A 24,820-nucleotide genomic window follows, 5' to 3' on the forward strand; every position below is an offset into this window, starting at 1 on the left:
GCTTGCGTTCACAGCGCGGGCGCCGGCTCGGGCTCGGCGACTTCCACCTGTAGGATATCGTTGAAGCGGTTGAAGGCGCCGCACAGGGCGGTGCGCCAGGTGAGTTCCACGATCTGGGCCTGCGTGAAATGGGCCTTGAGCCGGTCGAAGATCTCGTCGCGGGTCCGGCTCCAGTTGGTGGTGACGGCGATGGCGTATTCCACCACCAGCTTGTCCACCGCATCCAGCTCGGGATGGGTCTCATAGTCGAGCAGGCGTTGCGCGCCCTCGGGTGAAATGCCCTGGATTTCCAGCTTCGGCGTGTGGTGGGCCACGCAATAGGTGCACTGGTTCAGCAGCGACACGGTGACGATGGCCAGTTCTAGGTAGCGCTTGTTCAGCACCGCCTCGTCGGAGAGCTGGGTGAGCTGGCGCCAGGTGTGCTCGAAGATGGGCAGCCGGTGCGCCATGACGCCGGCCTGGTCGGCGAAATCGCCATAGCTCGCCATCTTGTCCCAGAGCGGGTGGAGCGTCTCGGGCAGGTCGTTGCGGCCCTTGAGGGTAATGCGGGACATGTTTTTCTCCTGTCAGGACGCGCCGGAGCGCAGCCGATATTCGCGCACGAGGCCGCCCGGCCTGTAGATGAGGATGGCGATCAGGCCAATACCCACGAGCATGAGCCGCAGCGATGCGAGCTGCGCGCCGTCGAGGAAGCCGATCACGTCGGAAAGGAAGCGGCTGCCCTCAAGCAGCAGCACCACGGTGAAGCCGGCGACCAGCACGCCGACATGGCTGCCGCGCCCACCGATGATGACCGCCATGAAGGCATAGGCGGTGAGGGTGGTGCCGAACTGGGTGGGGTCGATATAGGTGTAGTAGAACGCATGCAGGCTGCCGGCGACGCCGAGCAGGGCGCCGCCGATGGCGAACACCTTGGCCCGCACCACCAGCACGTTCTTGCCCAGTGCCTCCGCCACGGCCGCGTCATCCCGCGTCGCCCGCACCAGCCGGCCGAAGGGGGCGCGGGTGATCCGTCGCAGCAGCACGAAGGCGAGGGCGAGCCAGGCATAGGAAAAGGCGAGGAAAACGGCGTCCGACCATGCCGGCGGCACCCATCCGGTGAACGGCCGCACGATGCCCGGCACGCCGAGAGTGCCGTGGGTCAGCCAGTCCTCGTAGCTGATGAACAGCCGCACGCATTCGGCAAAGCCCAACGTGACGATGGCGAGGTAATCCTCCGACAGGCGCACCGAGATGAGGCTTACCGCCGCGCTCACCGCCGCCGTCGCAAGGATGGCCGCCGCCATGGCGGCAAGCGGCGGCACGCCCCGTGTGTCCAGCAGCGCGCACACATAGGCGCCCAGCATGTAGAAGCCGAACAGGCCGAAGTTCACAAGCCCGCCGAGGCCCCATTGCAGGTTCAGTGCGAGAGCCGCGATGGTGGCGATGGCGACCAGCACCAGGGTGGCGACGAGATAGGAGATCATCTGGCCGCTCCCTGCGCGCCGAAGAGGCCGCCGGGGCGCACCAGCAGCAATATCGCCATCACAGCGAAGGCCACCATGGTGCGGTAGTGCGGGGCAAGCACCAGGGTCGCCAGTTCCTCGGTGATGCCGAGCAGGACGGCCCCGGCCACCGCTGCCATGGGATTGCCGATGCCGCCAAGGATGGCGGCGGTGAAGACCGGCAGGATGTAGTTCCAGCCCATCTGCGGGTCCACATTGCCGTCGAGGCCGATGAGCACGCCGGCGAGCGTCGCCAGCGCCGAGGAGATCACCCACACCGCCGTCACCACCCGCTGCCGCGAGATGCCGCGCACGGCGGCAAGGTCGGCATTGTCCGCCACCGCGCGCATGGCCCGCCCAAGCCGGGTGAAGCGGAACACAATCCACACCAGGGCCAGCGCGAGGAGCACGGCGGCGATGGTGGTGATCTGCTCGTGATTGATGCGCAGGCCGAGGATGCGGATGGGTCGCGCCACCTCCACCACGAAGCCGCGCGTGGAGCTGCCGGCGATGAAGCGCACCGCATTTTCCAGCACCAGTCCCACGCCGATGGAGGCGACCAGCAGGGTCACGCCGCCGCGCCCCTTCAGCGGCTCGTAGACGGCGCGGTCGATGGCGAGCGCCAGCCCCGCGCTCGCTGCCATGCCGGCGAGGGCGGCAAGGGGCAGGGGCCAGCCGAGGCCGAAGTTGAAGGCGTAGACGAGATAGGCGCCCGCCGTCAGCGTCGAGCCGATGGCGTAGTTGGCGAAGCGCAGCACGCTGAAGACCAGGGCGAGGGAGAGCGCCGGCAGGGCGATCAGAAGGCCGGTAACGAGGCCGTTGAAGATGAGCTGAGCCATCATCGGCCCCCGAGATAGAGGCTCTGCATGAGCGTGTCCGACAGCAGCGCCTCGGCCGGCGCTTCGGCTTTCACCTGGCCGGCCACGAGGACAAGGCCGCGGGCGGCGACGGACAGGCCGAGCCGGGTGTTTTGCTCGATCATCAGCAGCGTGACGCCCGCCGCCGCGATGCGGGCGATGGCGGCGAACAGCAGCTCGGCATTCTTCGGCGAGAGGCCGGCAGAGGGCTCGTCGAGAGCCAGCACGGTGGGCTCGGGCATGAGGGCCGCGGCCATGGCCACCATCTGCCGCTGCCCGCCGGAGAGATGGCTGGCGGCGGTCCGCAGCTTCGGCCGGATCTCGGGGAACAGCTCCAGCACGGCGTCGATGCGGGCGGCAAGGCCGGCGCCGCTGCGGGGTGGGGTGAACTCGAACGCCACCTTCAGGTTCTCCAGCACGCTCATGGAGCGGAAGACATTGGCCTCCTGCGGCACGTAGCCGAGGCCGCGACGGGCGCGCTCGGGGGGATCGAGGCGGGTGATGTCCTCGCCCTCCAGCAGGACCCGGCCCTTGTCGGGGCGCAGGAGGCCGACCACGGTCTTCATGAGGGTGGACTTGCCGGAGCCGTTCGGCCCCACCACCGTGAGGCTGCCGCGCGCGGGAACCGCAAGGCTCACGTCGTGCAGCACCGGCCGGCCGCGATAGCCGGCAATGACGTTTTCAAGCTTGAGGCCGCTCACGCGACGCCTCCGAGATAGGCTTCGGTGACGCGGGTGTTGGCAGCGATCTCCCTGAAGCTGCCGTGGGTCAGGACGCGGCCTTCCACCAGAACGTAGATCGGATCGCACAGGGCGGCGATGAGGTCCATGTTGTGCTCGACGATGCCGAAGCCCATGCCCTCGCCCTGAAGGGTGCGGATGAAGTCGCCGATCTCGCCCACCAGCACCGGGTTTACGCCCGCCGCCGGTTCGTCCAGCAGCAGGAAGCGGGGCTCCAGCATCAGCGCGCGGCACAGTTCCAGCAGCTTCTTCTGGCCGCCGGAGAGCGCATCGGCCGGCGCGTCCGCGAGCCGCCACAGGCCGACGCGGTCGAGCAGCGCGCGGGCCCGTGCGATGGCCTCCTCTTCCGCCCGGCGCACGCGTGGCTTCTGGAACAGGGCCGGCAGCACGCCTTCGCCTGGCTGGCGCGGGAAGGCGAGCAGCAGGTTCTCCAGCACGGTGAGGGCCCCCAGCTCGCGGGAGATCTGGAAGGTGCGGGTGAGGCCGAGGCGGGCGCGGCCGTGGGCGGGCAGGGAGGTGATGTCTGTCCCGTCGAAGCGCACCGTGCCGGTTCCCGCCCGGGCCTGTCCGCCCAGCACGTTGAACAAGGTGGTCTTGCCGGCCCCGTTGGGGCCGACGATGCCGGTGATGCCGCCCCGGCGGAAAGCGAGGCTCACCCCGTCGAGGGCGACGAAATCCCCGAACCTGACGCCGATGCCGTCCGCTTCCAGGATGGCGTCGCGCCCCACGCTCATTTGGTCGAGCCAACCAGCTTGCTGGTGCCGTCCACGACTCGGAAGTGGCCGTAGTCGAGGTCGATCTGGTCGCCGTTGGGGGCGAACCTGAAGTCGGAGGTCGCGCCCGAATAGCGGAAGGGCTTGCCCTCGCGGATCAGCTTCAGGCCTTCAACGGGATCGGAGACGGCCGGCCCGGACCCGTTCACCACGGCGGGGATCTCCTTCACGAAATCGGCCGCCTTGTCGCTCTTGGCCTTCTCGATGGCGAGGGCCAGCACGTTGATCTCGTCGAACACGTTGGCGCCGAAGGCGACGAGGGTGTCGGGCTTCTGGCCGGTGAGCTTCAGGTAGAGCTGGTAGGTGGCGCTGGTGCCCACGGGCACGGCCTGGACATGGTTGATGCCCTCGGCGGCCTGCTTGCCCACGTTCTGCACGAACTTGCCCTGGCTGTCTGCGGCGTGGCTGAAGGTGTAGAGCTTGCTCTCGTAGCCCGAGCGATAGACTTCCTTGGCGATGGCGCTGAATTCCGGAATGTAGCTCGGCACGAACACCGCATCCGGCTTCCTGCCGAACACCTTCTCCACCTCGGTGCGGTAGGAGGGCTGGTTGGGGTTGAAATAGACCACGTCGAGCACCTGCCCGCCGCCGGCCTTGAAGGTGTCCACGAAGGGCTGCACGGTGCTCAGGGTGAAGGGCGTCTGCAGCACCAGGATGGAGGCGGTCTTGGCGCCGTCCTTCAGCGCCACGTTGGCGAAGGCGCGGCCCCAGTCCTTGCCGTTGGTCTGGAAACGCCAGACCAGGCCCTTGGTGTCGCCCTGGGTGAGTTCGTCCGCCGAGCCGTTGGGCAGCAGGGCGACGCCCTTCTCGATGGCGAGGGGCCGCACCGCCAGTGACACGGCGCTGCTCCACAGGCCGGTAATGGCGGAGACCCCGTTCACGTCGATGAGCTTGCGCGCGGCGGCAACGCCGGCGGTGGGGGCGGTCTCGTCGTCGGCGACGAACAGCTCCAGCTTGCGGCCGAGCACGCCGCCCGCCGCATTGATGTGGGCAACCGCCGCCTTCGCCGCGTCCTCCTCCTCCTTGCCGTAGGGCCCACCGGTGCCGGTGAGCGGGGCGAGCAGGCCGATCTTGATGGTCTCGTCCGCAGCCAGGGCCGGCGCGGCGGCCGTGAGCGTGACCACCCCGCCCGCGACACCCGCCGCGAGGCCGAGGAGGGAAGCAGCGAGGAAGGATCGGCGGCCCAGGGGCAGGAAGGACATGGCGTGCTCCAGAAAACTGCGGCTCTTGTCCGCGACGGGATGACGGCTGCGGCCGGCGCGCCGCGGCAACCGATGGCGGGGAGGACGGCTCGTTACCGGCGGCGGTGCAGGCCACGCCGCATGACGCTTAGTGACTATCTTATATCCATTGATCTAATAAACTTATTATCCCACATATCCACCGTCAAATGACAAAAGTCACATTGAAATATAGGTTAATTCAATTTCCGCGTGCAAGGCCTTGCCATCGCACGATTGTGCTGGCCGCTGGCGCGATCCCGCGATCCCGCGATCCCGCGATCCCGCGATCCCGCGACACCAGGCGCAGGACACCAAGCTGGAGCATTGGACGCCGATGGCGATGGCGGTCCAGCGCGGCCCGCTCGATTTCGCGCCCGCTGGAGCGCAGGCGCCGATCTGCATCGGGTCCCGGTAGGACGTGGCGGACGAGATGCCGTCTTTGGTCGAGCCACGGGCATCGACGGCGCCCCCCCCCCCCCCCCGTGCATGCCGCGATGCCGGAGCTGCAGTCGCGCGGTGCGTGGACGCACGATCGGCACGGCACCTTGCGCGAGAAGCTGTTCCCCGGACGGTCGGCACGGCTTGATGCCGAGCATCCGGGCGCGTCGTTCAGGGGCCTCCGAGCGGCAGTCCCGACGCGTTGGCATCGATCCGGCGCGGGAGAGCAGACGAGGGAGGCAGGTGAGGCGGCCGGAGCGGCCGCCTCACCTGTGAAGCAGGGGCCCCGACCGTCAGTCGTGCCGGGTCTTGAGGTGGGCGCGCAGGTCCTTCTCGGCCCGCACCTTGGCCACCTTGCGCAGGGGCAGGAGGCCGTTGCCGAGGGCGAGCAGGCCGCCGATCTGGTTGAACACCATGGAGTGCATCACCCCGAACCCGCCGAAGAAGGCGCCGCCGATGCAGATGATGTTGGGCACCAGGATCAGGCCCCAGCTGCGGTCGATGTTGCTCTGAAGCTCTTCCGAGACATCGCGCAGCTGCAGCAGCTTGGTCAGGCTGTCTTCCATGAACACCACCTGGGCGGTGTCGGTGGCGATGCTGGAGGCGCCGCGCAGGGAGATGGAGACATTGGCCTTCTTCAGCGCGATGGAATCGTTCACGCCATCGCCGATGAAGCAGACCGTGCGGCCTTCCTTCTGCAGAAGTTCCACGTAGGCCGCCTTGTCCTGCGGCAGCACCTCGGCGAAGTAGCGGTCCATGCCCAGCTTCTCCGCGAGCTTGCGGGTGGGCTGCTCATGGTCGCCGGAGATGATGGCGAGGTGCTTGGCGCCCCGCGCCCTGAGGCCGGCGATCACCGCTGCGGCTTCGGGACGTTCCGCCGCGCGCAGCTCGATGGCGCCGCCGAGGGCGTCGTCCACGCCCACGAGGACCAGCGAATTGCCATCGTCGTGCACCGCCTTGAGTTCGCGGTCGATCTCGCGGGGCAGCTTGATGCCCTCGTGCTTCATGAAGCGGGCGCTGCCGACGCGCACGGTGTGCCCGTCCACCACCACCGAGATGCCGTAGCCCACGTGGTATTTGGAATCGTCGATGTCCGGCAGGGTGAGGCCCCGGGCGCGGGCCTTGTCGAGGATGGCCTTGGCGATGGGGTGGCTGAACTTCCGCTCGGCGGCGGCCGCCCATTTCAGGATCTCGTCCTCGCCGTGCCCGCCGAAGGTGAGGATGCGCCCCACCTCGGGGCGCTCGCGGGTGAGCGTCCCGGTCTTGTCGAACAGGAAGGTGTCGACGTTGCGGATCAGCTCCAGCGCGCGACCGTCCTTCACCAGGATGCCGTGCTCGGCACACAGGGTCAGCGAGGTGAGCATGCCGATGGGCGCGGCCATGCGGATGCCGGTGCCGAGATCGCAATTGACGATGGCGACCGCGCTGTTGATGCCCCGCGTGGCAAGGCCGAGCGCGCCGAGCGCCAGGGTGGGCACCACCGCCTTGTCGGCCAGCTCCTCGCCCTGCGACTGGGACCTCAGCTTGTAGCCGGCGGTGTCGGTGAGGATCTGGGCGAGCTTCGCGGAGGTGGTGTCGTTGCCGGCGCTGGTCACCGACACGCGGATCTTGCCGGCCACCAGGGTGGTGGAGGCGAAGACTTCATCGCCCTCCACCTTCTCGGCGGGCGCGGATTCGCCCGTGAGCGTGTGCTGGTCGATCATGGCCATGCCATGGACCACCTTGCCGTCCACGGGGACGGTCTCGCCGGTGTTCACGACGATGATGTCGCCCACCTGCAGCTTCTCCAGCGCGGTCTCCACCTCGACGCCGTCCACGTACAGCCACACGAAGCGCGGCTGCTTGCCGAAGACGTTGAGGAGCATCTTCTTGGAATCGTCCTCGGTCTTCTTCACCAGCCGGCGCGCCACCGCGAGCGTCCACGACAGGACGGTACCCGCGAGCACCTGGTTGGTCAGGAGGCAGACCGTGACCACGATGGCGTCCAGCACGTCCACGCCGAGCCGGCGTTCCTTGAACAGCACCTCGTAGGCGCTCTTGAAGCTCGGGATGACGGACCACAGGAAGACGGCCGCGCTCACCGGCGCCAGCGCCGGCACCAGGAAGGTGCTGACCGCGGCAAGGCCCGCCGACGCGGTGCAGATGGGCAGGTCGAGATCGACGGGGGTGGCAGGTGCGTCCAGCGACTTCACCAGCGCGTCGTCCAGCAGCTCGATGAGCTGGTGCTTCTGGATCTGGCGGGCGTCGTAGCGGATGAGGACTGTGGCCGTGACCTCGCTGTAGGAATAGCGGTCGACGCCCAGCGCGTTCATCAGCTCGCGCTCAACCGCCTGGCCGACCTCGGGGCGGCGGAACAGTGCCGGATTGTGGAACCGGATCCGGCCCTCGATCTCATGCTTCACGGCCCAGCTGGAGAGGCGCTGGCCATGGCGGCACAGCCTGACCTGCGGCGTGCGGGACTGGTCGAAGTCGTCGGGGAAGATCAGCGCCGGTGAACGGTCGGAGCGCGCCCGGTTCTGGGAGAGGGCGCGCGAGATGCGCTGCACGATGGCACGGTCGGGCTCGCCGGTGCCGCGGAAGTAGATTTCCGCCCGGTTCCGGCCGGCGTCAATGTCCACCTGATGGACTTCCGGACTGGTGAAGGCCCGCTCGATGAACTGGCGGGCAAAGGCGCCCCGGGCGTCGGCGAACAGGTCGCGGCTGGCCAGGGCGATGCGGCCGGGGCCGGGAAAGGTGATGTCGAGATCGGGCCGGGCGCGCGTCGAGCCGCGCCGGATATCGGCGGCAGAGGTGGAGCGGGATTTTGCGGCGGAGGTCTTCGGACGGGAGGATCTTGCGGCAGGCATAATGTCACGCACCGGTTCCGGGGGAGGTCTTACGACGGGCCGGGCGGCGGGCCGACGCGGGCTTCTTGGCAGGCTTATCGGCGGGCGGCCCCTCGATCAGCCTGGAGGCCGGGGCGGGACGGGGTTGCGCCACGCCGGCCTGCCGCCGCAGCGCGGTCTGTTCCGCGCGCTTGTCTTCGAAGGTTTCGACGCGATCAAGCACGGACCGGGCCGCCACGAGGTAGACGTTACCAAGGGCATTCTGCGCCGCGGAGATGATTGGTTCGGCCCCGGCGCGCAACTTTGCCCACAGGCCTTCGCCGTGGCTCTGCGTCTCGTATTCGATCTCGAATCGCGGCTCGGACACAGTCTTGCGGCGGGAGGGCTTGCGTGCGGGCTCGCCTGGCTTTTGCTTCGACATCGGTTTGAGAAAATCCGGTGATACGGGGCCGATCATACGGGCGTTTAGTCCCGCCGCACGGCGAGTGACAGATTTGTGTCATGCTCGGGGAAACCCCTGCTTAAGTCAACTATCTCGCGTGAATTTATGGAATTACCAAATCGACAAAGTTGAAATGTTATTTTGGGGCGCGCCGGTCTCGGTGCCGCCGTTGCAGGCGCCTGCGATCCCGATCTGGAAGCGGCACGTGTTGTCTCACCGGGGCTCGGCTTGACCCCCCGAGAATACGGATGTTAGAGAAAAATCGTAAGAAAGATCATATGGCCGGCTGAATACGACAGAAATTTTCTGTTCTTCCCGCCGGCTTCACTTTCGATCGGGCCGCTCGGTCATGCAGGATCGGACTATTGTGCGCATCGCTCCACGATCAGACGGCGTTTCGATTTGGAGTGCGGCCCTTTTCGGTGACGATAATCCAGATCTAATCCGTGAATTTCTGGCGCGCAGCTTCTCGGTGCTCGACGTCACGTCGGTGGAGCTGCGCCGGGCCGAGCATTTCGGCCGCATCCGCTATGCCAGCACGGACCGGGCGCCGGAGATCTGGCGCCAGCTCAGCCGGGTTCTTCGGGCCGGCACCGGCGTGCAGGCGCGTTCGGGCGGCGAGGGGCGCGCGCAGCCGCTGGTGGATCTCCATCTCGACTGGCCCGAAGCCCAGCATGTCACCATTCATCGCGTCGGCGAGGCCTTCACCAACTGGCAGGCCCGCCTGACGGAGGCGGGCCGCGTGCGCCTGTTCCATCCGGCGCTGCTGCGGCGGCGCGACGTGGCGTTCCGCCTCCGGGAGCGGCTCTCGACCGTGGTCGGCTGCGACAAGGTCGGCGTCAACACCTTCCTCGGCGAGCTTTCGGTGCGGTTCCGGCCGGAGGTCATCGCCCTGGAGCAGGTGGTCCGCGAGCTTGAACGCGCGTGGGATTATGTCCTCCATGGCGCCGATGCACCGCTTCAGCGGGGCCGCCTTCTGGCCGCATCTAGCCTGCTGGGCGTTGCCTATGCCGGGCAGTTTCTCGTTCCCGCCCTGCGGCCGGTGGCCATGCTGGGCGTTGCGCTCTACGGCCTGCCGAACGTGATTGCGACCCTGCGCGAACTGCGGGAGCTGAAGGTCGGCCTGCCGGCGCTCTATGCCACCGGCCTCGTCCTGACGCTGCTGCGCGGGCTGCCGTTCCACACCTCGGTGATGGCGCTGCTGCTGCAGATCTGGCCGCGGCTGGCCTTCCTCGCCTTCACCCGAAGCCAGCGGCGCCTGTTCGGGCCGATCCGCCGGAGGGTGCTCGCCGTGCGCGTCATCGGCGACGATGGCAAGCCGGCCCTGCGCGACATCAGCGCCGTCCAGCCGGGCGACCTCATCATCGTCGGGGAGGGCGAGATCGTCCCCGTCGACGGCACGGTGGCGGAGGGCCATGCCACGGTCGACGAGACCGTCCTGACCGGCCGTCCCTCTCTCGCCGACGCAGTGCAGGGCACCCGCGTTCTTGCGGCAACCGAGATCCTGTCGGGCGAGATCCGCATCCGGGCCGAGCGCGTGGGGGCCGGCACGGTGTCCGCCACCATCGCGGCCGGCCTGCCGACGACGCACTTCTCCGGCCTTCCCTCCGCCGCCTCGGCCGAGCACATCGCCACGCGCAACGCGCGCCCGGCCTTGGCCCTGGGTTTTGCCAGCCTGCTGCTGACCCGCCAGATCCGGCCGGCGCAGGTCCTCCTGCGGCCCGATTTCGCCACCGAGCCCCGCCTCGCCGCGCAGCTCGGCGCGCTGCACGATGTCGCCGCGGGCCTGCTGTCGGGCATCTTTTTCCGCACGCCGGCGGCGATCGACCGGCTGGCCGTGGCGGACGTGCTGATCTTCGACGACAGCGTCGGCATCGACCGGCGCCGGCTGGAGGTGGCCGACGTGGTGTGCGCCGGCAGCCTCGCCCCGGATGCGCTGCTGGCGCTGGCGGCAGCGGGCTTCGGCGCCGAGGCCGGAGAGGCGGGGGAGGCTTTGCAGCGCGCCTGCGCCGAGCGCGACGTGGCCCCCAACCCCGCTGAGAAGCTGTCGCGCACCGCTGGCCTTGCACGCTTTCGCGCCGCCGACGGGGCATGGGTGGACGTGGCGACAGCGGAACGGGCGGTCGATGCCGGCTGGCGCCTTCCGGCCAGCCTGCTGGCGCCAAAGCCTGCGTCCCCGCGCACCGGCCGGCGGCGCACGGAGCAGGCCGGCGATGCCGAACATCGCCTGGTCGTGCGCCGAGCCGGGGTCGTGGCCGGTGCCGTGACACTTTTGCCGCGCGGCGACCTGCTCGCGACCACCGTCATCGCCGCGCTGCGGACGCGTCGGCCTGACGCCCGCATCGTCTATTTGTCGAGCCGCGCCCAGGCGCAGGCGGAAACCGCGGCGAACCGGGTCGGGATCTCCATGGTTCATGGCGGCCTGAGGGACGAGGAAAAGGCCGCGGTGGTGGCGACCTACGGCGCGCGGACGGTCTTCGTCGGCGACGGCGCCTCCCGCCGCTGCGCGGCCGCCATGGCCGAAGCGATGGTTTCCGTCTCGGTGGGCGGGCTCGGCTCGGTTCCGACGGATGTCGCCGACGTGGTCCTGCTCCACGGCGGGCTTCCGCAATTGCCAGCCCTCTGGCAGATCGGCGCGGGTCACCGCGCCCGGATCGATACCGACTACCGCGCCATCTACGCCGCCAATCTCTCCGCCGTGGCGGGGGCGCTTGTGGCTGGCCTCGGCAGCTTCGAGGTGGGGCTCGCCTCGAACGCGATCACCGCTGTCCTCCTGGGCCGGCATTGGGCGCGGCTGGCCGCACTGCAGGTGGCGGCGGGCGTGCCGGGATCGCCTGTCGCCGGCGGGGAGCCGGCTTTCGGCCCCGAAGGGTTCGACGTGCCGGACCTTCCCGGCTTCGACCTGCCCGGTTTTGACCTGCCGGAAGCGCCGGACTCGCCCGAAGCATTCGACGCGGCCGACGGGGACGGCGGTGGAGAATGAGCGTGCGCCCCGCGGCCCAGGTCGCGGGCGTGTTCCGCGGCATCGGGTGACGGCTGTCGCCGTGACATGCGGCGTGAATGGCTGCGAGCCCGCACAACGCCTGAGCACAGCCGTCTCGGCGCCAATCGGCGCCAAGACTTAAGACCATAGTATCAGGCCATTGCGGCATCCCCCGAGTACACGCCAATCCACTTGCGCGGCAAGTTGATTGGTCAATGCATACTTTGGCCAGAAGGTGAGAGACGGATAATCCGCTCTAGCTGATCAAGCTGGCCGGATCCGGCCCTCAAGGCGCGCAGGATCAATGCGCGTTCAAAATACAGATGACGATCGTATATAAAAGTTATTCTATCAAAATTATTGTTTTATTGTTGACGCCCTCCGGATGCGATGCAATCGTTGGTCACAGAGCCGTCTAAGGTTCTGACGCATGGAGGTTCCATGAGCTCGCAGCAGAGCCAGCTTCCGCCAGGCGCAGAAGCAGTCTTGCGCCCCCAGATTCCGATCACGGGCAAGCGGTGTATTGAATATCCCGGGCGTTCAACTCGGACTTTTCATGGATTCGGCGTTGCTGCGCTCCATGGCGCTCCGGATCCACGGTGTCGTCATCGTCGTGGGCGCTCGCAGGGCGCTCATGTTTTTGACGAGCGGCCGATGGTCCCCGCGTCCACGGAGCGTGGAAGCGGGCGCGCCCGGCTTCCCGGCGCCGTCCTGTGCGACTGCGGCACCCCCGAAAGCGTCTGAACCAGGCCTTTTCCGCCACCCTCAATTTCCCTACCGCCGGGATGCCCCGACATGTCAACACAAGCCGTCTCCCTGAGAACACTTCGACCAAGGACAGTCATTCCCGGGTTTGGCCTTACGCTCGGCCTGACCCTGGCATGGCTGAGCCTGATCGTGCTGCTGCCCCTCGTTGGCCTTTTCATCAAGACATCGGAACTCACCTTCGCGCGCTTCATCGCCGTCATCACCTCCGAGCGCACGCTGCATGCGCTGCAGATCTCGTTCGGTCTCGCTCTCGTCGCGGCGCTCATCAATGCCGTCCTGGGGCTCATCGTCGTCTGGGTGCTGGTGCGGTACGAATTCCCCTTCCGGCGCGTCGTGGACGCCATCGTGGATATCCCCTTCGCGTTGCCCACCGCAGTCGCGGGCATCGCGCTCACGGCCATCTATGCCGAGAACGGCTGGGTGGGATCGCTGCTGAAGCCGTTCGGCATCCAGGTGTCCTTCACGCCGCTGGGCATTCTCGTCGCGCTCATCTTCATCGGCCTGCCCTTCGTGGTGCGCACGGTGCAGCCGGTGCTGGCCGACCTCAATGCCGAGCTGGAGGAGGCCTCGGCCAGCCTCGGCGCCTCGCGCTGGCAAACCATCTGGCGGGTGGTGCTGCCCTCCATCGGTCCGTCGGTGCTCACCGGCTTCGCCCTCGCCTTCGCCCGCGCGGTGGGCGAGTACGGCTCGGTCATCTTCATCGCCGGCAACCTGCCGGGCATTTCCGAGATCGCGCCGCTGCTGATCGTGATCCGCCTCGAGGAATTCCGCTACGCCGACGCCACCGCCATCGCGCTGGTGATGCTGCTCGCGTCCTTCCTCCTGCTCATCCTCATCAACTGGCTCCAGCGCTGGACCGAAGGCCACGGGAGAACCGCATGACCGTAACCGATGCTCCGTTCGGACCGCCGCCCATCGCCGGCACCCTGCCCAAGGTCCGCGTCGGGAAGGGCAAGACGGTGCGCACCGAGCCGCCACTGGTGCGCTACCTGCTCATCGCGCTGGCGCTGCTCTTCCTTGGCCTGTTCATCGGCCTGCCGCTGATCATCGTCTTTGTTGAAGCCTTCCGCCGCGGCTGGGAAGCCTATCTCGCGGCGCTGGTCACCCCGGACACCTGGTCATCCATCAAGCTGACGCTGCTGGTCACAGCCATCAGCGTTGTGACGAACCTCGTCTTCGGCCTCGCGGCGGCCTGGGCGGTCGCAAAGTTCGAGTTCCCCGGCAAGAGCCTGCTCATTACGCTCATCGACCTGCCATTCTCCGTGTCCCCGGTGGTGGTCGGCCTGATGTTCGTGCTGCTGTTCGGCGCCTACGGCTTTCTTGGGCCGGCAGTGCGGGCGCTCGACATCCAGATCATCTTCGCGACGCCGGGCATTGTCCTTGCCACCATCTTCGTCACTTTCCCCTTCGTGGCGCGAGAACTGATCCCGCTCATGCAGGAGCAGGGCACGGCGGAGGAGGAGGCGGCCATCTCGCTCGGCGCGTCGGGCCTGTCGACCTTCTTCCGCGTGACGCTGCCCAACGTGAAATGGGCGCTGCTCTACGGCGTGCTGCTTTCCAACGCCCGCGCCATGGGCGAGTTCGGCGCGGTATCGGTGGTCTCCGGGCATATTCGCGGCGAGACCAACACCATGCCGCTGCATATCGAGATCCTCTACAACGAGTACCAGTTCGGCGCGTCGTTCGCGGTCGCCTCGCTGCTGGCGCTTCTCGCCCTGGTGACCCTCGTCGCCAAGACCATCCTTGAAAATCGCCTTGAGGGAGCTCCGAAATGAGCATCGACATCGTTGGCGTCACCAAGCGCTTCAAGACTTTCACCGCCCTCGACAATGTGGGCCTGCATATCAATGGCGGCGAGTTGATCGCACTGCTCGGCCCATCCGGCTCGGGCAAGACCACGCTGCTGCGCATCATCGCCGGGCTCGACTGGCCGGATGCCGGCGAGGTCCGCTTCGACGGCGAGGATGCGCTGTCGCGCTCCGTGCGCGAGCGCAACGTGGGCTTCGTGTTCCAGCATTACGCCCTGTTCCGGCATCTCTCGGTGTACGAGAACGTCGCCTTCGGGCTGCGCGTCCGCCGTGGTGCCAGCAAGCTGCCCGAGACGCGGATCAAGGAGCGCGTCAACGAGCTGTTGAACCTCGTCCAGATCGACTGGCTCGCCGAGCGCTATCCCGCCCAGCTCTCGGGCGGCCAGCGCCAGCGCGTCGCCCTTGCCCGTGCCCTCGCCATCTCGCCGAAGGTGCTCCTGCTCGACGAGCCGTTCGGCGCGCTCGACGCCAAGGTGCGCAAGGAGCTGCGTCGCTGGCTGCGCCACCTGCACGAAGAAGTGCCGGTGACCTCGGTGCTCGTCACCCACGACCAGGAAGAAGCGCTGGAGCTGGCCGACCGCGTCGTGGTGATGGGGCGCGGCAAGATCGAGCAGGTGGGCTCCCCGGCGGATGTCTACCAGAACCCGGCCACCGCCTTCGTCCACGACTTCATCGGCGAGACGGTGGCGCTGCCTGGCGAGGCGCGGGGCGGCGCGCTCTTCCTGCGCGACGTGCCGCTCGGCCTCGATGCCCAGGGTGTCGCGGATGGTCCGGCTCGCATCCTGGCCCGCCCGCACGAGGTGGAACTGGCGCCGCCCGGAAGCGCGCCCTTCTCTGGCAAGGTGCTGGCACTGCGGACCTTCGGCCCGATCCGCCGGGCCGACGTGCAGATCGCGGCTGCCGGCGAGCCGCTGGTGGTGGAGGCTTCGGTCTCGCTCGATCAGCAGATCGAGGTCGGCGCCCATGTGGGGCTGCTGCCGCACCGCTACAAGGTGTTCTCCGCGCGCGCATAAAGCGGGTGCCGGGGATGCCACACGACAGTTGAACCACCTTCGGACTTGCACGAGGCGAGGGCGGTTTGGCAGGGGAAGGCAACGGGACGCCTTCCCCTGAAGAGACGGTATGCCGGGCCGGATTCGGTCCGGCGCCGTGGGTCCCGGCAGTCCGCCTCCTTTTTGGCGGGCTACAGGGACAGTGGAGTGTTGCTCTGGGGGTAAATTGGCCCGGTGGATCCCAAACGATCCATCGGGCTTTTTTTGCCTAGGCCCGGTTTTGCGGGGAGGGCGCGCAGGCCAGAGGGGCTATGACGCCGAAGTTTACGCAGCCAAAGTCGCGGGAGGAGTGTTGGCGGGAGGAGGCCGGGCTTTCCGAAGCCGCCACGCCGCCCTAATCGCAGGCTGGCTGAACAGAGGCCATGCAGAGTGGCTGGCGGCGGAGCAGGGGCTGTCGCCTCTCCTGCAATCCTTGCTCGTGGCGGAGGGAGCCCAGCGCACCGTCACGCCGCCCCCGGGAGCAACTGACGCCGTCCCTGGGGTCCCGATCCTTGGCCCGAGCGAGGGACCCTCAGCCGGCAGCGCGGGCTGTGATGAACTTCGCTTCAAACAGCAGGGCTTCGATCTGCTGCTTCAGCTCGGTCTTCTTCTTTTCCGTGAACAGCAGGCGCGCCCAGAGCGGGGCTGCAGCGTGAAGCTCCACGATGCTTTTCTGGAAGCGCACCTGGACCACAACAGGGGAAGCCGAGATGTGGAGGATGCCACTGTCATCCTCGTCCCAGTTGTAGACAAGCTCCTGGTCCGCGAGTTCGGCCTGGGCGGAGATATATTTCTCGACAGCCTTGCGCCGCTGGGCGGTGAGCGGCTTTTCGATGGGGAACTCGTAGATTTTTTCCATCTTCATCTTGAATCACACCGGGACAAGAGAGGGGGCCAGGGCCCGCGAGCGCGCCACGGTGCCAACCACCGCAGGAGCCGGAGAGGGCAAGGGCTGCGCTTTGCGCCGGCCGGCCCCCTTCACTTCAGCAGCCTTACCGCGGCTGCGCTCCGGGTTCCAGAGCAGCAGCAATTGGCTCCAGTCGAAGCCGATGAGGCTGGCCCAGTTGAAGCCGAGCTTCTTCAGCACCGAACCGGTGAACTTCCGCGCCAGGCCCCGCATCCATTTCCAGGCCTTGGTGCGCAGGGCGGTAAAGGTGAGGTCGCGGCCGCTGACGAGAACCAGCGCCGCGATGCCGGCCGCCACGCCAAGCAGGATGGCGAGGCCGTCCTGCTCGGCCACGCCGAGGGTGATGGTGAACATGGCGGCCGCGTGCGGCAGCGTGAAGCCGACGAGGGGGAAGGCGACGGTCACCGCCAGCACGAACAGCAGCACGCCGAGCATGCGCTGGGCGATGGGGTGGCTCACCCACAGCCAGCGCCGCTTGGTGGCCTTCTCGAGCCGCTCCAGAACGGGGAGCACCGAATGGATGGCCACCGCCAGGGAACGCCGCGGCACCGTGCGCTCGCGGATGAACTGGGGCAGCTCGATTTTGTGCCGCCCGATGATCATGTGCCCGGCGATCGCGCTGGCGGGAAGGCCGGTGAGGGTCGAGGTCTCCGGCACCGGAAGCATTCCCGGCACGGAGAACAGCAGAAGCGGCTGGGCCAGCCCGCCTTCGCTCATGGATTCGACGATGTGTTCGATGGTGAACGTTTCCATCGTCGGGTTCTTGGTCAGGATCTGGCGCAGCAACCGGGAGGTCGTCACGCGCTGCGGGGCGCGCTCGCCGGCCCGCCTTCCAGATGAAGTGCCGCCGGTTGTCCGGCGCGCGCCGGCGGCCTCGCCGGAGACATGCGCCTGATCGGTCTTGCGGGATCGGGTCCCCCTGGTGGCTGGCTTGGCGGATTTGGCGGACTTGGGGGGCATTGCGGCGGGGCGGGGCGCCGTGGCCTTGCGGGATTGGCCTGCGCTGGATTTGCCTGCGTGCCCGGTTTCGGTCGCCGGCCGCGCGGTCTGCTTCGGTGTTTCCAACCCAGGCTCCCATGTCCCGATGGAGGCGCGATACTGGCTGCTGCGGCTCGGTGAAGCGGATTCGGTCGCTGCGATGTTAGTCACGTCCCGTCTCACTTTTGTCACAGCGTCCCGGAGCCAAAAAAATCTTCACTGCCTGGGTGAAGCCGCTACCGAAATGCCAGAATTCAGAGTAAATTTAAGCCGGCTAGCAATAAATACACAAACACATCCTGTGTTTTGTTGCGTGGACTGGAGATCGATCATTCCCGGGCAAATTCCGCATCAGATCTACTTGCGCTGTGGAATAGCGCGGGTTGGTGCTCGCGCGATGGGATTTCGCGCGCCGTTCGATGCCGATGCGTCGGGCTGGGAAAGTGGGTGTCATCCTGTTGACATCATTTGGCAAAGACTCATTATGTGACGATAGTTGATCGACTTAGTGGATTTTAAAAGTCCCCGCTTCGTCTGTCAATTCCAAGTTCCGCTGGTCCTGGAGAGCTGCTGCCGCCCCGGCGCTGCCGCAGGCCTTGATCCTGTTTTCCCAGCGTCGACCACGGTTCCCGTGGTCAGGCGCCGAGCAGTTATTCACTGGTTGGAGGTCAAAGCTGAAATGAAATCACAGGGTGCTCCTGGAGAAGCTTCGGTCGATCCGAATAATGGATTTAGCGGGCATGGCGGCGGCCTCAAGCAGAACTGCCTGTCCTACGCGGAGGTTCTTGCCCAGTCGGTATCCGTGATCGCGCCATCTACTGTGCCCGCCGCCATTTTCGGCCTGATCTTCGCGTCAGCGGGCAACGGCATGTGGCTGAGCTTCCTGTTCGGCATGGTCGGCATGGTCCTGGTCAGCCTGAACATCAACCAGTTCGCACGTCGCTCGGCTTCTCCCGGCTCGCTTTACAGCTACATCGTCAAGGGCCTGGGGCCCACGGCCGGCGTGCTCGGCGGCTGGGCGCTCCTGTTCGGCTACATCATGACGGGCATGTCCACCCTGTGCGGCTTCGCCATCTTCGCCAACGTTCTGCTGGAGCCGCTGGGGATCCACCTGCCGATCCTGCTGTCGTTTGCCATCGGCGCCACCGGGGCCTGCCTCGTGGCCTATCGCGACATCCAGTTGTCGGCCAAGACGATGCTGGTGATCGAGGGGGTGGTGCTGTCGGCCATCCTCATTCTCGGCATCCTGATCTGGAGCGACAAGGGCTTTGCCATCGACACGGCGCAGCTCACCCTCAGCGGGGTCACGCCCAGTGGCGTGCTCACCGGCGTCGTGCTCGTGGTGTTCGGCTTCTCGGGCTTCGAAAGCTCGACCTCGCTCGGCCATGAGGCCAAGGAGCCGCTCCGCACCATCCCGCGCTCGGTCACCCAGAGCGTTCTGCTCTCGGGCCTCGTCTTCATCTTCATGTCGTATGTGGTGGTGCTCGGCTTCCAGGGATCGGCGGAGAGCCTGCGCAACACCGAGGCGCCGCTCGACGTGCTCGCCCGCGATTCGGGGCGGGGATTCCTGAGCACGCTGATCAATATCGGCATCTTCCTCAGCTTCTTCGCCTGCACCCTCGCCTGCGTGAACTCGACCGCGCGCATCGTCTTCTCCATGGCGCGGCACGGCCTGATGATGGATGTCCTCGGCGAGGCGCACGAGAAGAACCGCACCCCCTATACGGCGGTGCTCCTGGCGGCGCTGGTCACCTTCCTGCTTCCGGCGGGGCTATATGTGGCGGGTGCGAGCCCGTTCGACAGCCAGGGCTATTTCGGCACCCTGTGCAGCTTCGGCTTCCTCCTCACCTACATCCTCATCTCCCTCGCGGCACCGAGCTATCTGCGCAGCATCGGCAAGCTCACGAGAGGCGCTGTGGTGTGGTCGGTGCTGGCCATCGGCTTCATGGCGCTGCCCATGCTGAGCACCATCGGCATCCCCGGGAGCGAGATGTTCCCGCCGCAGGGCTTTCCGGAAAACCTGCTGTTCTTGTTGTTCATTCTCTATATGGGCATCGGGCTCGCATGGATGATGCTGCAGCGGGCGCGCCGGCCCGACCTGCTCGCCAACCTGCGCCACGCCATCGACGACATCGAGCTGAAGCTGGCCAAGGTTACCGTATCGGTGCCAAAGCGCCCCATCGAGTAGAGGCGGGATGCGGCGGCGGGGATCTGCCCGCCGTTCCGCGCCGGCGTTCGCCTGCGGGAGCCGGTGTGTCCGAAGGTGTTGGGCGACACACTTCGGGCAGAGCCGAAGCAAGCCGAAATCCAGCCAGGGGATATTAGGTGCAAGACCTTGAGCGTTTCGGACGGCTGGAAGGATCGCGCGGCGGTTCTGCTATTATCTTGGTTAAATATGTGGAACTAATGTGTAATTTGTTTTTGCAGAAGAGGCCGCTATGAAATAGCGTTATCTTGTGTCGATCGAGAAATCGACAATTCCTGATCAAAGGTTCGCCGGGCCGCCTTCAGCCAAGTTTCGAAGGTGGTCCGAAATGGAGATGGCACTCGCTGAGTGCCGAGGCTAGATAACACGACAGGTCGATCCATGAGCACCAAGGCTGAAGCCATCGATACAGATCCCTTCTCTGCCCTCGGCGAGGCATTGGAGACCGCAGCGGACACGCTTGGCGGAGCAGCCGCGAGCGCCAGCGCATCCGCCAAGGTGGCGGCGAAGAAGGTCCAGCACGGCTTCGGCTCGGCGGTCTACAATGCGGCTTACGGAGTGTCGTATGGCGTTGTCTTCGGTGCCGTGTTCCTGAAGGAACTGCTCCCCGAGGAAAGCACCCTGCGTCGCGGCTTCGAGGAAGGCGCGGAAGCCGGTCGCGATGCGGCTCATCCGCCGAAGGCTCCCCCGCCGCGCAAGCCGTCGTCCCGCAAGAAGGCCGAGGTCGCCGTAGCCGAGGAAGCTCCGGTCGAGGTGGAAGCCGCGGCAGAGGAAGCGCCCGCTCCGAAGGCGAAGCGCGGCCGTGCGCGGCCGGCGGTCAAGGCCAAGCCCGTCCGTGCCGCTGCGAAGCCGCGCGCCACGAAGAAGGCTGCGGCCGCCGGCGAAGAGCCGACCGAGGCCTGAGGCCGGGCGTCGCGCCATCGCTTTCCGTCCGGCGTCTCTGGCGCCGGACGGCTTGGCGGTACGCGTTATTCGAGGGCGGTACCCCTTTTCGCCCCCGACTTCGGATGGCACCGAGAGGGGCGTGCTCCGAGCGCCACGTGGGCCTGGCCGAGGGCTGATGCGCAAGGCTCTCGAACGAATTTCCCGCCCGCCCGCAGCCGGACCGCTCTTGCGGCTAACGGCAGAGGCGGGCCGCGACGCCTGAGCCTCGGGCCGGCCGGCGCGCCTTCGCTCCCACATAATTCTGCGTCGCAAATCAGCCGCCCTGAACCGCACGGGAAGCCGGCCGGCGATGATGTTCTGGTGCGGACGGAAGCAATAGCTCGCATTCAATGCGTGGCGCTTGACATGTCACTTTAATTACATAAAGTCGATAGACTGAATAGAAAATGGAGCCGCGACTGTGGCTGAAGGCAGCAAGCGGCTCGGTTTCCGGCGCATTCCTTGGCTCAATATCGGCGCCGTCGTCGCGATCGCGGTTGCTGGCCTCGTTCTGGTGACGAAGAACAGCCAGGGCTTTGTTGCCCATTACATCCTGAATGTCTCCTACGACCCCACGCGGGAACTCTATCAGGCCCTCAATCCGCAATTCATCAAGCAGTATGAAGCGCAAAGCGGATCGTCTGTTGCGGTCCGGCAGTCCCATGCGGGCTCGTCCTATCAGGCCCGGCTGGTGGCGAAGGGCGAGCTCAAGGCGGATGTGGTGACGCTGGGCCTGCCGTCCGACGTGGATGCGCTCCGCAACAAGGGCCTTATTCCCGACGGGTGGGAGAAAAGACTTCCCAACAATTCGCGCCCCTATGAATCGACCATTGTCTTCGTGGTGCGGAAAGGTAATCCGCACGCTATTCACGACTGGCCGGACCTTGCGAAGGGTGGCGTGGAGGTGATCGTCCCGGACCCGAAGACGTCCGGCAACGGCAAGCTCGCGGCCCTCGCCGCCTGGGGGTCCGTGGTGGTGCGTGGCGGCGACGAGCGCGAGGCGCGCGCTCTGCTGAAGGCCATCTACGACCACGCGCCGTTTCTCGATCCGGCGGCGCGGTCCGCCGGCGTCGCGTTCGCGGTGGAGAAGAAGGGCGATGTCCATCTCGCGTGGGAGAACGAGGCCCTGCGTGAAGCGAAGGAATCGAAGGGCGCGCTGGAGGTGGTCTATCCGCCCATCAGCATTCGTGCCGAGCCCACCGTGGCCTGGGTCGATGCCAATGTGGTCAAGCACGGCAGCGAGGTGCAGGCGAAGGCCTACCTGAACTTCCTCTTCACCGACGAGGCGCAGGAGATCATCGCGCGCGAGGGCTATCGGCCGTTCAACGCGCAGATCCTCGCCCGTCACGCAGATCGCCTGCCGGACATCCGCCTGTTCCCGATCACCGCCATCGCGCGGGACTGGGTCGATGCGCAGAACCGCTTCTTCGCCGAGAACGGGATCATCGATGCCGTCTATTCGCCGAAGCCCCGTATCGACTGAACGCGGCCACGGTTTTTCCCGCTTTTTCTTTCTGCTGCCCGCGCCGCAAGGATAGGACATGACCGACGCAGCCAAAGCCATCCCCGCTCCAAAAGCTGCAGGCGGTGTCGCGCGCACGCTGGGCATCGTGCGTGCCGATTTGGTGGCCGGCCTGACCGTCGCGGCGCTGTCCCTGCCGCAGAGCATGGCCTACGCGCTGGTGGCGGGGGTCGATCCGCGCTTCGGCCTCTACACGGCTATCGTGTTCACGGCGGTGGCGGCGATCTTCGGCTCGTCGCGCCATCTCATCAATGGTCCGACCGGGGCCGTGTCCCTCGTGGTGTTCAGCGCGCTCGCCATCTTCGATCCCCAGGCGCAGCTTGATTCCTTCGAGGCCATGTTCCTCCTCGCCATCATGATCGGCGCCATCCAGATCCTGATCGCCGTCACCCGCCTCGGCGACCTCACGCGCTACATCTCCGAATCGGTAGTCACCGGCTTCATCATCGGCGCGGCGACGCTCACCATCATCGGGCAGGTGGCGAACGCGCTCGGGATCAAGGCGCAGGGAACCGGCCACCAGCACGTGCTGGAGCGGCTCTATCTCACCCTGACCCAGGATGCGCCCTGGAACTGGAAGGCGGTGACCGTCAGCGTCGGCGCCGTCATCCTCGCCATCGCGTCGCGCAAGCTCGTGCGGCGCTATCGGCTGCCCCAGCTCGACATGCTGTTCGTCTTCATCTTCGGCGCCGGGGCCGCCTATCTGGCAGGATGGTCGACTGCGGCCCCGGGCGCGAAACCCGCCATCGCGCTGATCGAGGCGATCCCCTCCAGCCTGCCGTCGCTGCATGTGCCGGAGGTGAAAGCCAGCTGGGCCATCGATCTCAGCGCCAGCGCGGCGGCCATCGCCATCCTCGGCCTGCTGGAGGCCTTGGCCATCGCCAAGGCCATCGCCCACAAGTCAGGCCAGAAGCTCGACTATAATCGCCAGATCCTCGCCGAGGGCATCGGCAATCTGGCCGGTGGCTTCTTCCGCTGCATGCCGGGAGCCGGATCGCTCTCGCGCACGGCCATCAATTACCAGGCCGGCGCCGCGACGCGCTTTTCGGGCCTGGTCACGGCGGGCTTCGTCGCCATCACAGTGCTGGCATTTGCGCCGCTCGCCTCCTACGTGCCCAAGGCGCTGCTCTCCGGCCTGCTCATGGTGGCGGCGGCGCGGCTCTTCGATTTCGAGCGGCTGCGCTACATCCTGCGCGGATCGCGTTACGACGCCGCGCTGCTCGTCGCCACCGCCTTTGCCGCGATCGCCATCAACATCGAGTTCGCGATCCTCATCGGCGCCGCCATCTCCATCGCCTGGTACGTGACTCGCGCGTCCCGGCTGAAGGCGGCCGAACTGGTGGTGACACCCGAGCGGGTGGTGCGGGCGCGCGTGGCGACGGATCCGCCGGCCCAGGGCGTGCTGATCTATGACTTCGAGGGGGAACTCTTCTTCGGCGCCGCGCCCGACCTTGAGCGTTTCCTGGAGCAGGCGACCCACGATGCCGACCGGCAGGGCATCCGCTACATCGTGCTGCGACTGAAGCGGGTGCGCAATCCGGACGTGGTGGGCCTCGAGGTGCTCGACATCTTCCTCAAGGATGCGCAGGAGCGCGGGCTCACGGTGCTGCTTGCCGGCGTGCGGCCGGATCTTCTGGCCGCCTTGGAGCGGATCGGCATTGCCGATCGCCTGCCCGCTGACCGTATCTTCCTTGAGGAATCGGAAGACTTCTCGGCGACCTTGAAGGCCATCCGTCGCGCCTATGCGCTGGCGGCCATCGATGTCCGCTCCGACCCGGCCCGGCGCGGCCTGCGCGGCGACTGGGAAGACCTCAGCAGCGCGAAGCTCGCTTACTATCTGGTCTGATGCCGCGCGCAACCACGCCTTGCCATCCGTTGATGACGGGCGCTCAGCGCTGAGGCGCGGGCGCGGAAAACCACGACGGTGTGGTGGTCAAGCTCTTGCCGAGTTCTTGCAACGTGTCGGCGCTCAGCACCACCTCGGGGCCAGCATGGAAGGCTCCGCAGTCAGGGGCCGTGAAATGGCAGGCGCCCCGGTGGTCCGGGCGCTCCAGAACGGAGCGCCGGCCGCCCACGAGGCCGAAGGTGCCGGCGGGCTCGATGGCAAAGGATACGCCCGGCACCGATGGCGCGCGGCGCGGACGCGGCCCAGGACACCAAGGGTTGGGACATCAAGGGTCAGGACAGGGCGCGCCCGCCGCCGTCCACGAATAGGTTGGCGCCGGTGATGAAGCGGGCTTCGTCGGAGAGCAGGAAGGCCACCGCATCGGCGACGTCCGTGGGCAGTCCCGGGCCGGGAATGGGCGTCTGCGACGGCTTTCCCGTTCCGGCGGCATTCAGGGCGTCGAGGCGCGGGGACTTGATGGGGCCGGGGGACACGGCATTCACGCGCACGCCCTTCGGCCCGTAGACGGCGCCGAGGCCGTGCACCAGCAGGATCAATGCGGCATTGACGGACGAGCCGGGCAAATGCTGCGGCGAGGGATCGATGCCGCCGCGCCCGCTCAGGACGACCACGCTGCCCTTGCCCGCGGCGATGAAGTGCGGCAGCGCCGCACGCACCAGCCGGACCGTGCCGAGCAGCTTGGCGTCGATCACCTGCTGCCAGGCCGCATCGTCCAGCTCCAGGAAATCGCCGAAGACCGGCACGTTGGTGCTGGTCACGAGCCCGTCGAGGCGTCCGAACCGGGCGACGATCTCCTGCGCCGCCGCGTCCGTCGCCGCCGAGGAGGTGACGTCGAGGGGCAGGGGCACGATGCGCTCGCTCTCCGGCAGGGTCTCGCGGCGCCGGGAGGAGGCGATGACGGTCGCGCCCGCGGCGGCGAGCCGTTCGGCGCTCGCCCGCCCGAGCGCACCGGAGGCGCCGGTAATCCAGATGACCTTGCCCTCGAAGCCCGCTCTCATCTCTTGC

General features: G+C 67.1%; 19 protein-coding genes. 8 read left to right on the forward strand and 11 right to left on the reverse strand.

Features of this window, described 5'->3' with window-relative positions:
* Positions 1 to 8: 8 nt before the first annotated feature.
* From FZ033_RS18825 to FZ033_RS18860, 8 genes are all read right to left on the reverse strand, one after another.
* The gene (locus FZ033_RS18825; protein ID WP_149577612.1) at positions 9 to 554 is read right to left on the reverse strand and encodes a carboxymuconolactone decarboxylase family protein; all 546 of its coding nucleotides are present in this window, start codon (positions 552 to 554) and stop codon (positions 9 to 11) included.
* A gap of 12 nt (positions 555 to 566) precedes the next feature.
* Complete coding sequence (locus FZ033_RS18830; protein ID WP_149577613.1) at positions 567 to 1,466, reverse strand: branched-chain amino acid ABC transporter permease; 900 nt, start codon at positions 1,464 to 1,466, stop codon at positions 567 to 569.
* Entirely contained in the window at positions 1,463 to 2,323 is an 861-nt protein-coding gene (locus tag FZ033_RS18835) for a branched-chain amino acid ABC transporter permease (RefSeq protein WP_149577614.1), read from the reverse strand. Before FZ033_RS18835 ends, FZ033_RS18830 begins: the two co-directional genes overlap by 4 nt.
* Positions 2,323 to 3,042, reverse strand: a complete 720-nt coding sequence (locus FZ033_RS18840; protein WP_149577615.1) for an ABC transporter ATP-binding protein — start codon at positions 3,040 to 3,042, stop codon at positions 2,323 to 2,325. The genes FZ033_RS18835 and FZ033_RS18840 overlap by 1 nt, the downstream gene beginning before the upstream one ends.
* Complete coding sequence (locus FZ033_RS18845) at positions 3,039 to 3,815, reverse strand: ABC transporter ATP-binding protein (protein WP_149577616.1); 777 nt, start codon at positions 3,813 to 3,815, stop codon at positions 3,039 to 3,041. The genes FZ033_RS18840 and FZ033_RS18845 overlap by 4 nt, the downstream gene beginning before the upstream one ends.
* On the reverse strand, positions 3,812 to 5,056 hold the full coding sequence (locus FZ033_RS18850; RefSeq protein ID WP_149577617.1) for an ABC transporter substrate-binding protein: 1,245 nt from the start codon (positions 5,054 to 5,056) through the stop codon (positions 3,812 to 3,814). Before FZ033_RS18850 ends, FZ033_RS18845 begins: the two co-directional genes overlap by 4 nt.
* Positions 5,057 to 5,808: 752 nt before the next feature.
* Positions 5,809 to 8,361, reverse strand: coding sequence for a heavy metal translocating P-type ATPase (locus tag FZ033_RS18855; RefSeq protein ID WP_149577618.1), 2,553 nt, complete (start codon positions 8,359 to 8,361; stop codon positions 5,809 to 5,811).
* 4 nt (positions 8,362 to 8,365) lie between these two features.
* The gene (locus FZ033_RS18860) at positions 8,366 to 8,797 is read right to left on the reverse strand and encodes a hypothetical protein (protein ID WP_149577619.1); all 432 of its coding nucleotides are present in this window, start codon (positions 8,795 to 8,797) and stop codon (positions 8,366 to 8,368) included.
* A gap of 457 nt (positions 8,798 to 9,254) precedes the next feature.
* On the opposite strand from FZ033_RS18860, the gene FZ033_RS18865 reads away from it, so the two are divergent.
* The 4 genes from FZ033_RS18865 (at position 9,255) to FZ033_RS18880 (ending at position 15,354) form a co-directional block, all read left to right on the forward strand.
* Positions 9,255 to 11,765 (forward strand): P-type ATPase, encoded by a 2,511-nt coding sequence (locus FZ033_RS18865; RefSeq protein WP_149577620.1) that lies wholly within the window; start codon positions 9,255 to 9,257, stop codon positions 11,763 to 11,765.
* A gap of 795 nt (positions 11,766 to 12,560) precedes the next feature.
* Entirely contained in the window at positions 12,561 to 13,415 is an 855-nt protein-coding gene (gene cysT, locus FZ033_RS18870) for a sulfate ABC transporter permease subunit CysT (RefSeq protein ID WP_149577621.1), read from the forward strand.
* The gene (gene cysW / locus FZ033_RS18875) at positions 13,412 to 14,308 is read left to right on the forward strand and encodes a sulfate ABC transporter permease subunit CysW (RefSeq protein WP_149577622.1); all 897 of its coding nucleotides are present in this window, start codon (positions 13,412 to 13,414) and stop codon (positions 14,306 to 14,308) included. Before cysT ends, cysW begins: the two co-directional genes overlap by 4 nt.
* Complete coding sequence (locus FZ033_RS18880; RefSeq protein ID WP_149577623.1) at positions 14,305 to 15,354, forward strand: sulfate/molybdate ABC transporter ATP-binding protein; 1,050 nt, start codon at positions 14,305 to 14,307, stop codon at positions 15,352 to 15,354. Before cysW ends, FZ033_RS18880 begins: the two co-directional genes overlap by 4 nt.
* A gap of 550 nt (positions 15,355 to 15,904) precedes the next feature.
* Here the strand turns inward: FZ033_RS18880 and FZ033_RS18885 are convergent.
* Both FZ033_RS18885 and FZ033_RS18890 read right to left on the reverse strand, forming a co-directional pair.
* Positions 15,905 to 16,237, reverse strand: coding sequence for a hypothetical protein (locus FZ033_RS18885; RefSeq protein ID WP_149577624.1), 333 nt, complete (start codon positions 16,235 to 16,237; stop codon positions 15,905 to 15,907).
* Between the two features lie 6 nt (positions 16,238 to 16,243).
* On the reverse strand, positions 16,244 to 17,239 hold the full coding sequence (locus FZ033_RS18890; RefSeq protein ID WP_149577625.1) for an exopolysaccharide biosynthesis protein: 996 nt from the start codon (positions 17,237 to 17,239) through the stop codon (positions 16,244 to 16,246).
* 697 nt (positions 17,240 to 17,936) lie between these two features.
* Here FZ033_RS18890 and FZ033_RS18895 point away from each other — a divergent pair.
* The 4 genes from FZ033_RS18895 to FZ033_RS18910 all read left to right on the forward strand — a co-directional run bounded on the left by FZ033_RS18895 (position 17,937) and on the right by FZ033_RS18910 (position 23,755).
* Positions 17,937 to 19,445 carry an APC family permease gene (locus FZ033_RS18895; RefSeq protein WP_149577626.1) on the forward strand — a complete coding sequence of 503 codons (1,509 nt, stop codon included), beginning with the start codon at positions 17,937 to 17,939 and terminating at the stop codon, positions 19,443 to 19,445.
* 399 nt (positions 19,446 to 19,844) lie between these two features.
* Entirely contained in the window at positions 19,845 to 20,366 is a 522-nt protein-coding gene (locus FZ033_RS18900; RefSeq protein WP_149577627.1) for a hypothetical protein, read from the forward strand.
* Positions 20,367 to 20,808: 442 nt separating this feature from the next.
* A complete protein-coding gene (locus FZ033_RS18905) occupies positions 20,809 to 21,870 on the forward strand; it encodes a sulfate ABC transporter substrate-binding protein (protein ID WP_210247917.1) in 1,062 nt (353 codons plus the stop codon).
* Between the two features lie 58 nt (positions 21,871 to 21,928).
* A complete protein-coding gene (locus FZ033_RS18910) occupies positions 21,929 to 23,755 on the forward strand; it encodes a SulP family inorganic anion transporter (protein WP_149577628.1) in 1,827 nt (608 codons plus the stop codon).
* Positions 23,756 to 24,087: 332 nt separating this feature from the next.
* Here FZ033_RS18910 and FZ033_RS18915 read toward each other — a convergent pair whose 3' ends face one another.
* Positions 24,088 to 24,813, reverse strand: a complete 726-nt coding sequence (locus FZ033_RS18915) for an SDR family NAD(P)-dependent oxidoreductase (RefSeq protein ID WP_149577629.1) — start codon at positions 24,811 to 24,813, stop codon at positions 24,088 to 24,090.
* Positions 24,814 to 24,820: the final 7 nt, after the last annotated feature.

The organism is Xanthobacter oligotrophicus (assembly GCF_008364685.1).
Classification (GTDB): domain Bacteria; phylum Pseudomonadota; class Alphaproteobacteria; order Rhizobiales; family Xanthobacteraceae; genus Xanthobacter; species Xanthobacter oligotrophicus.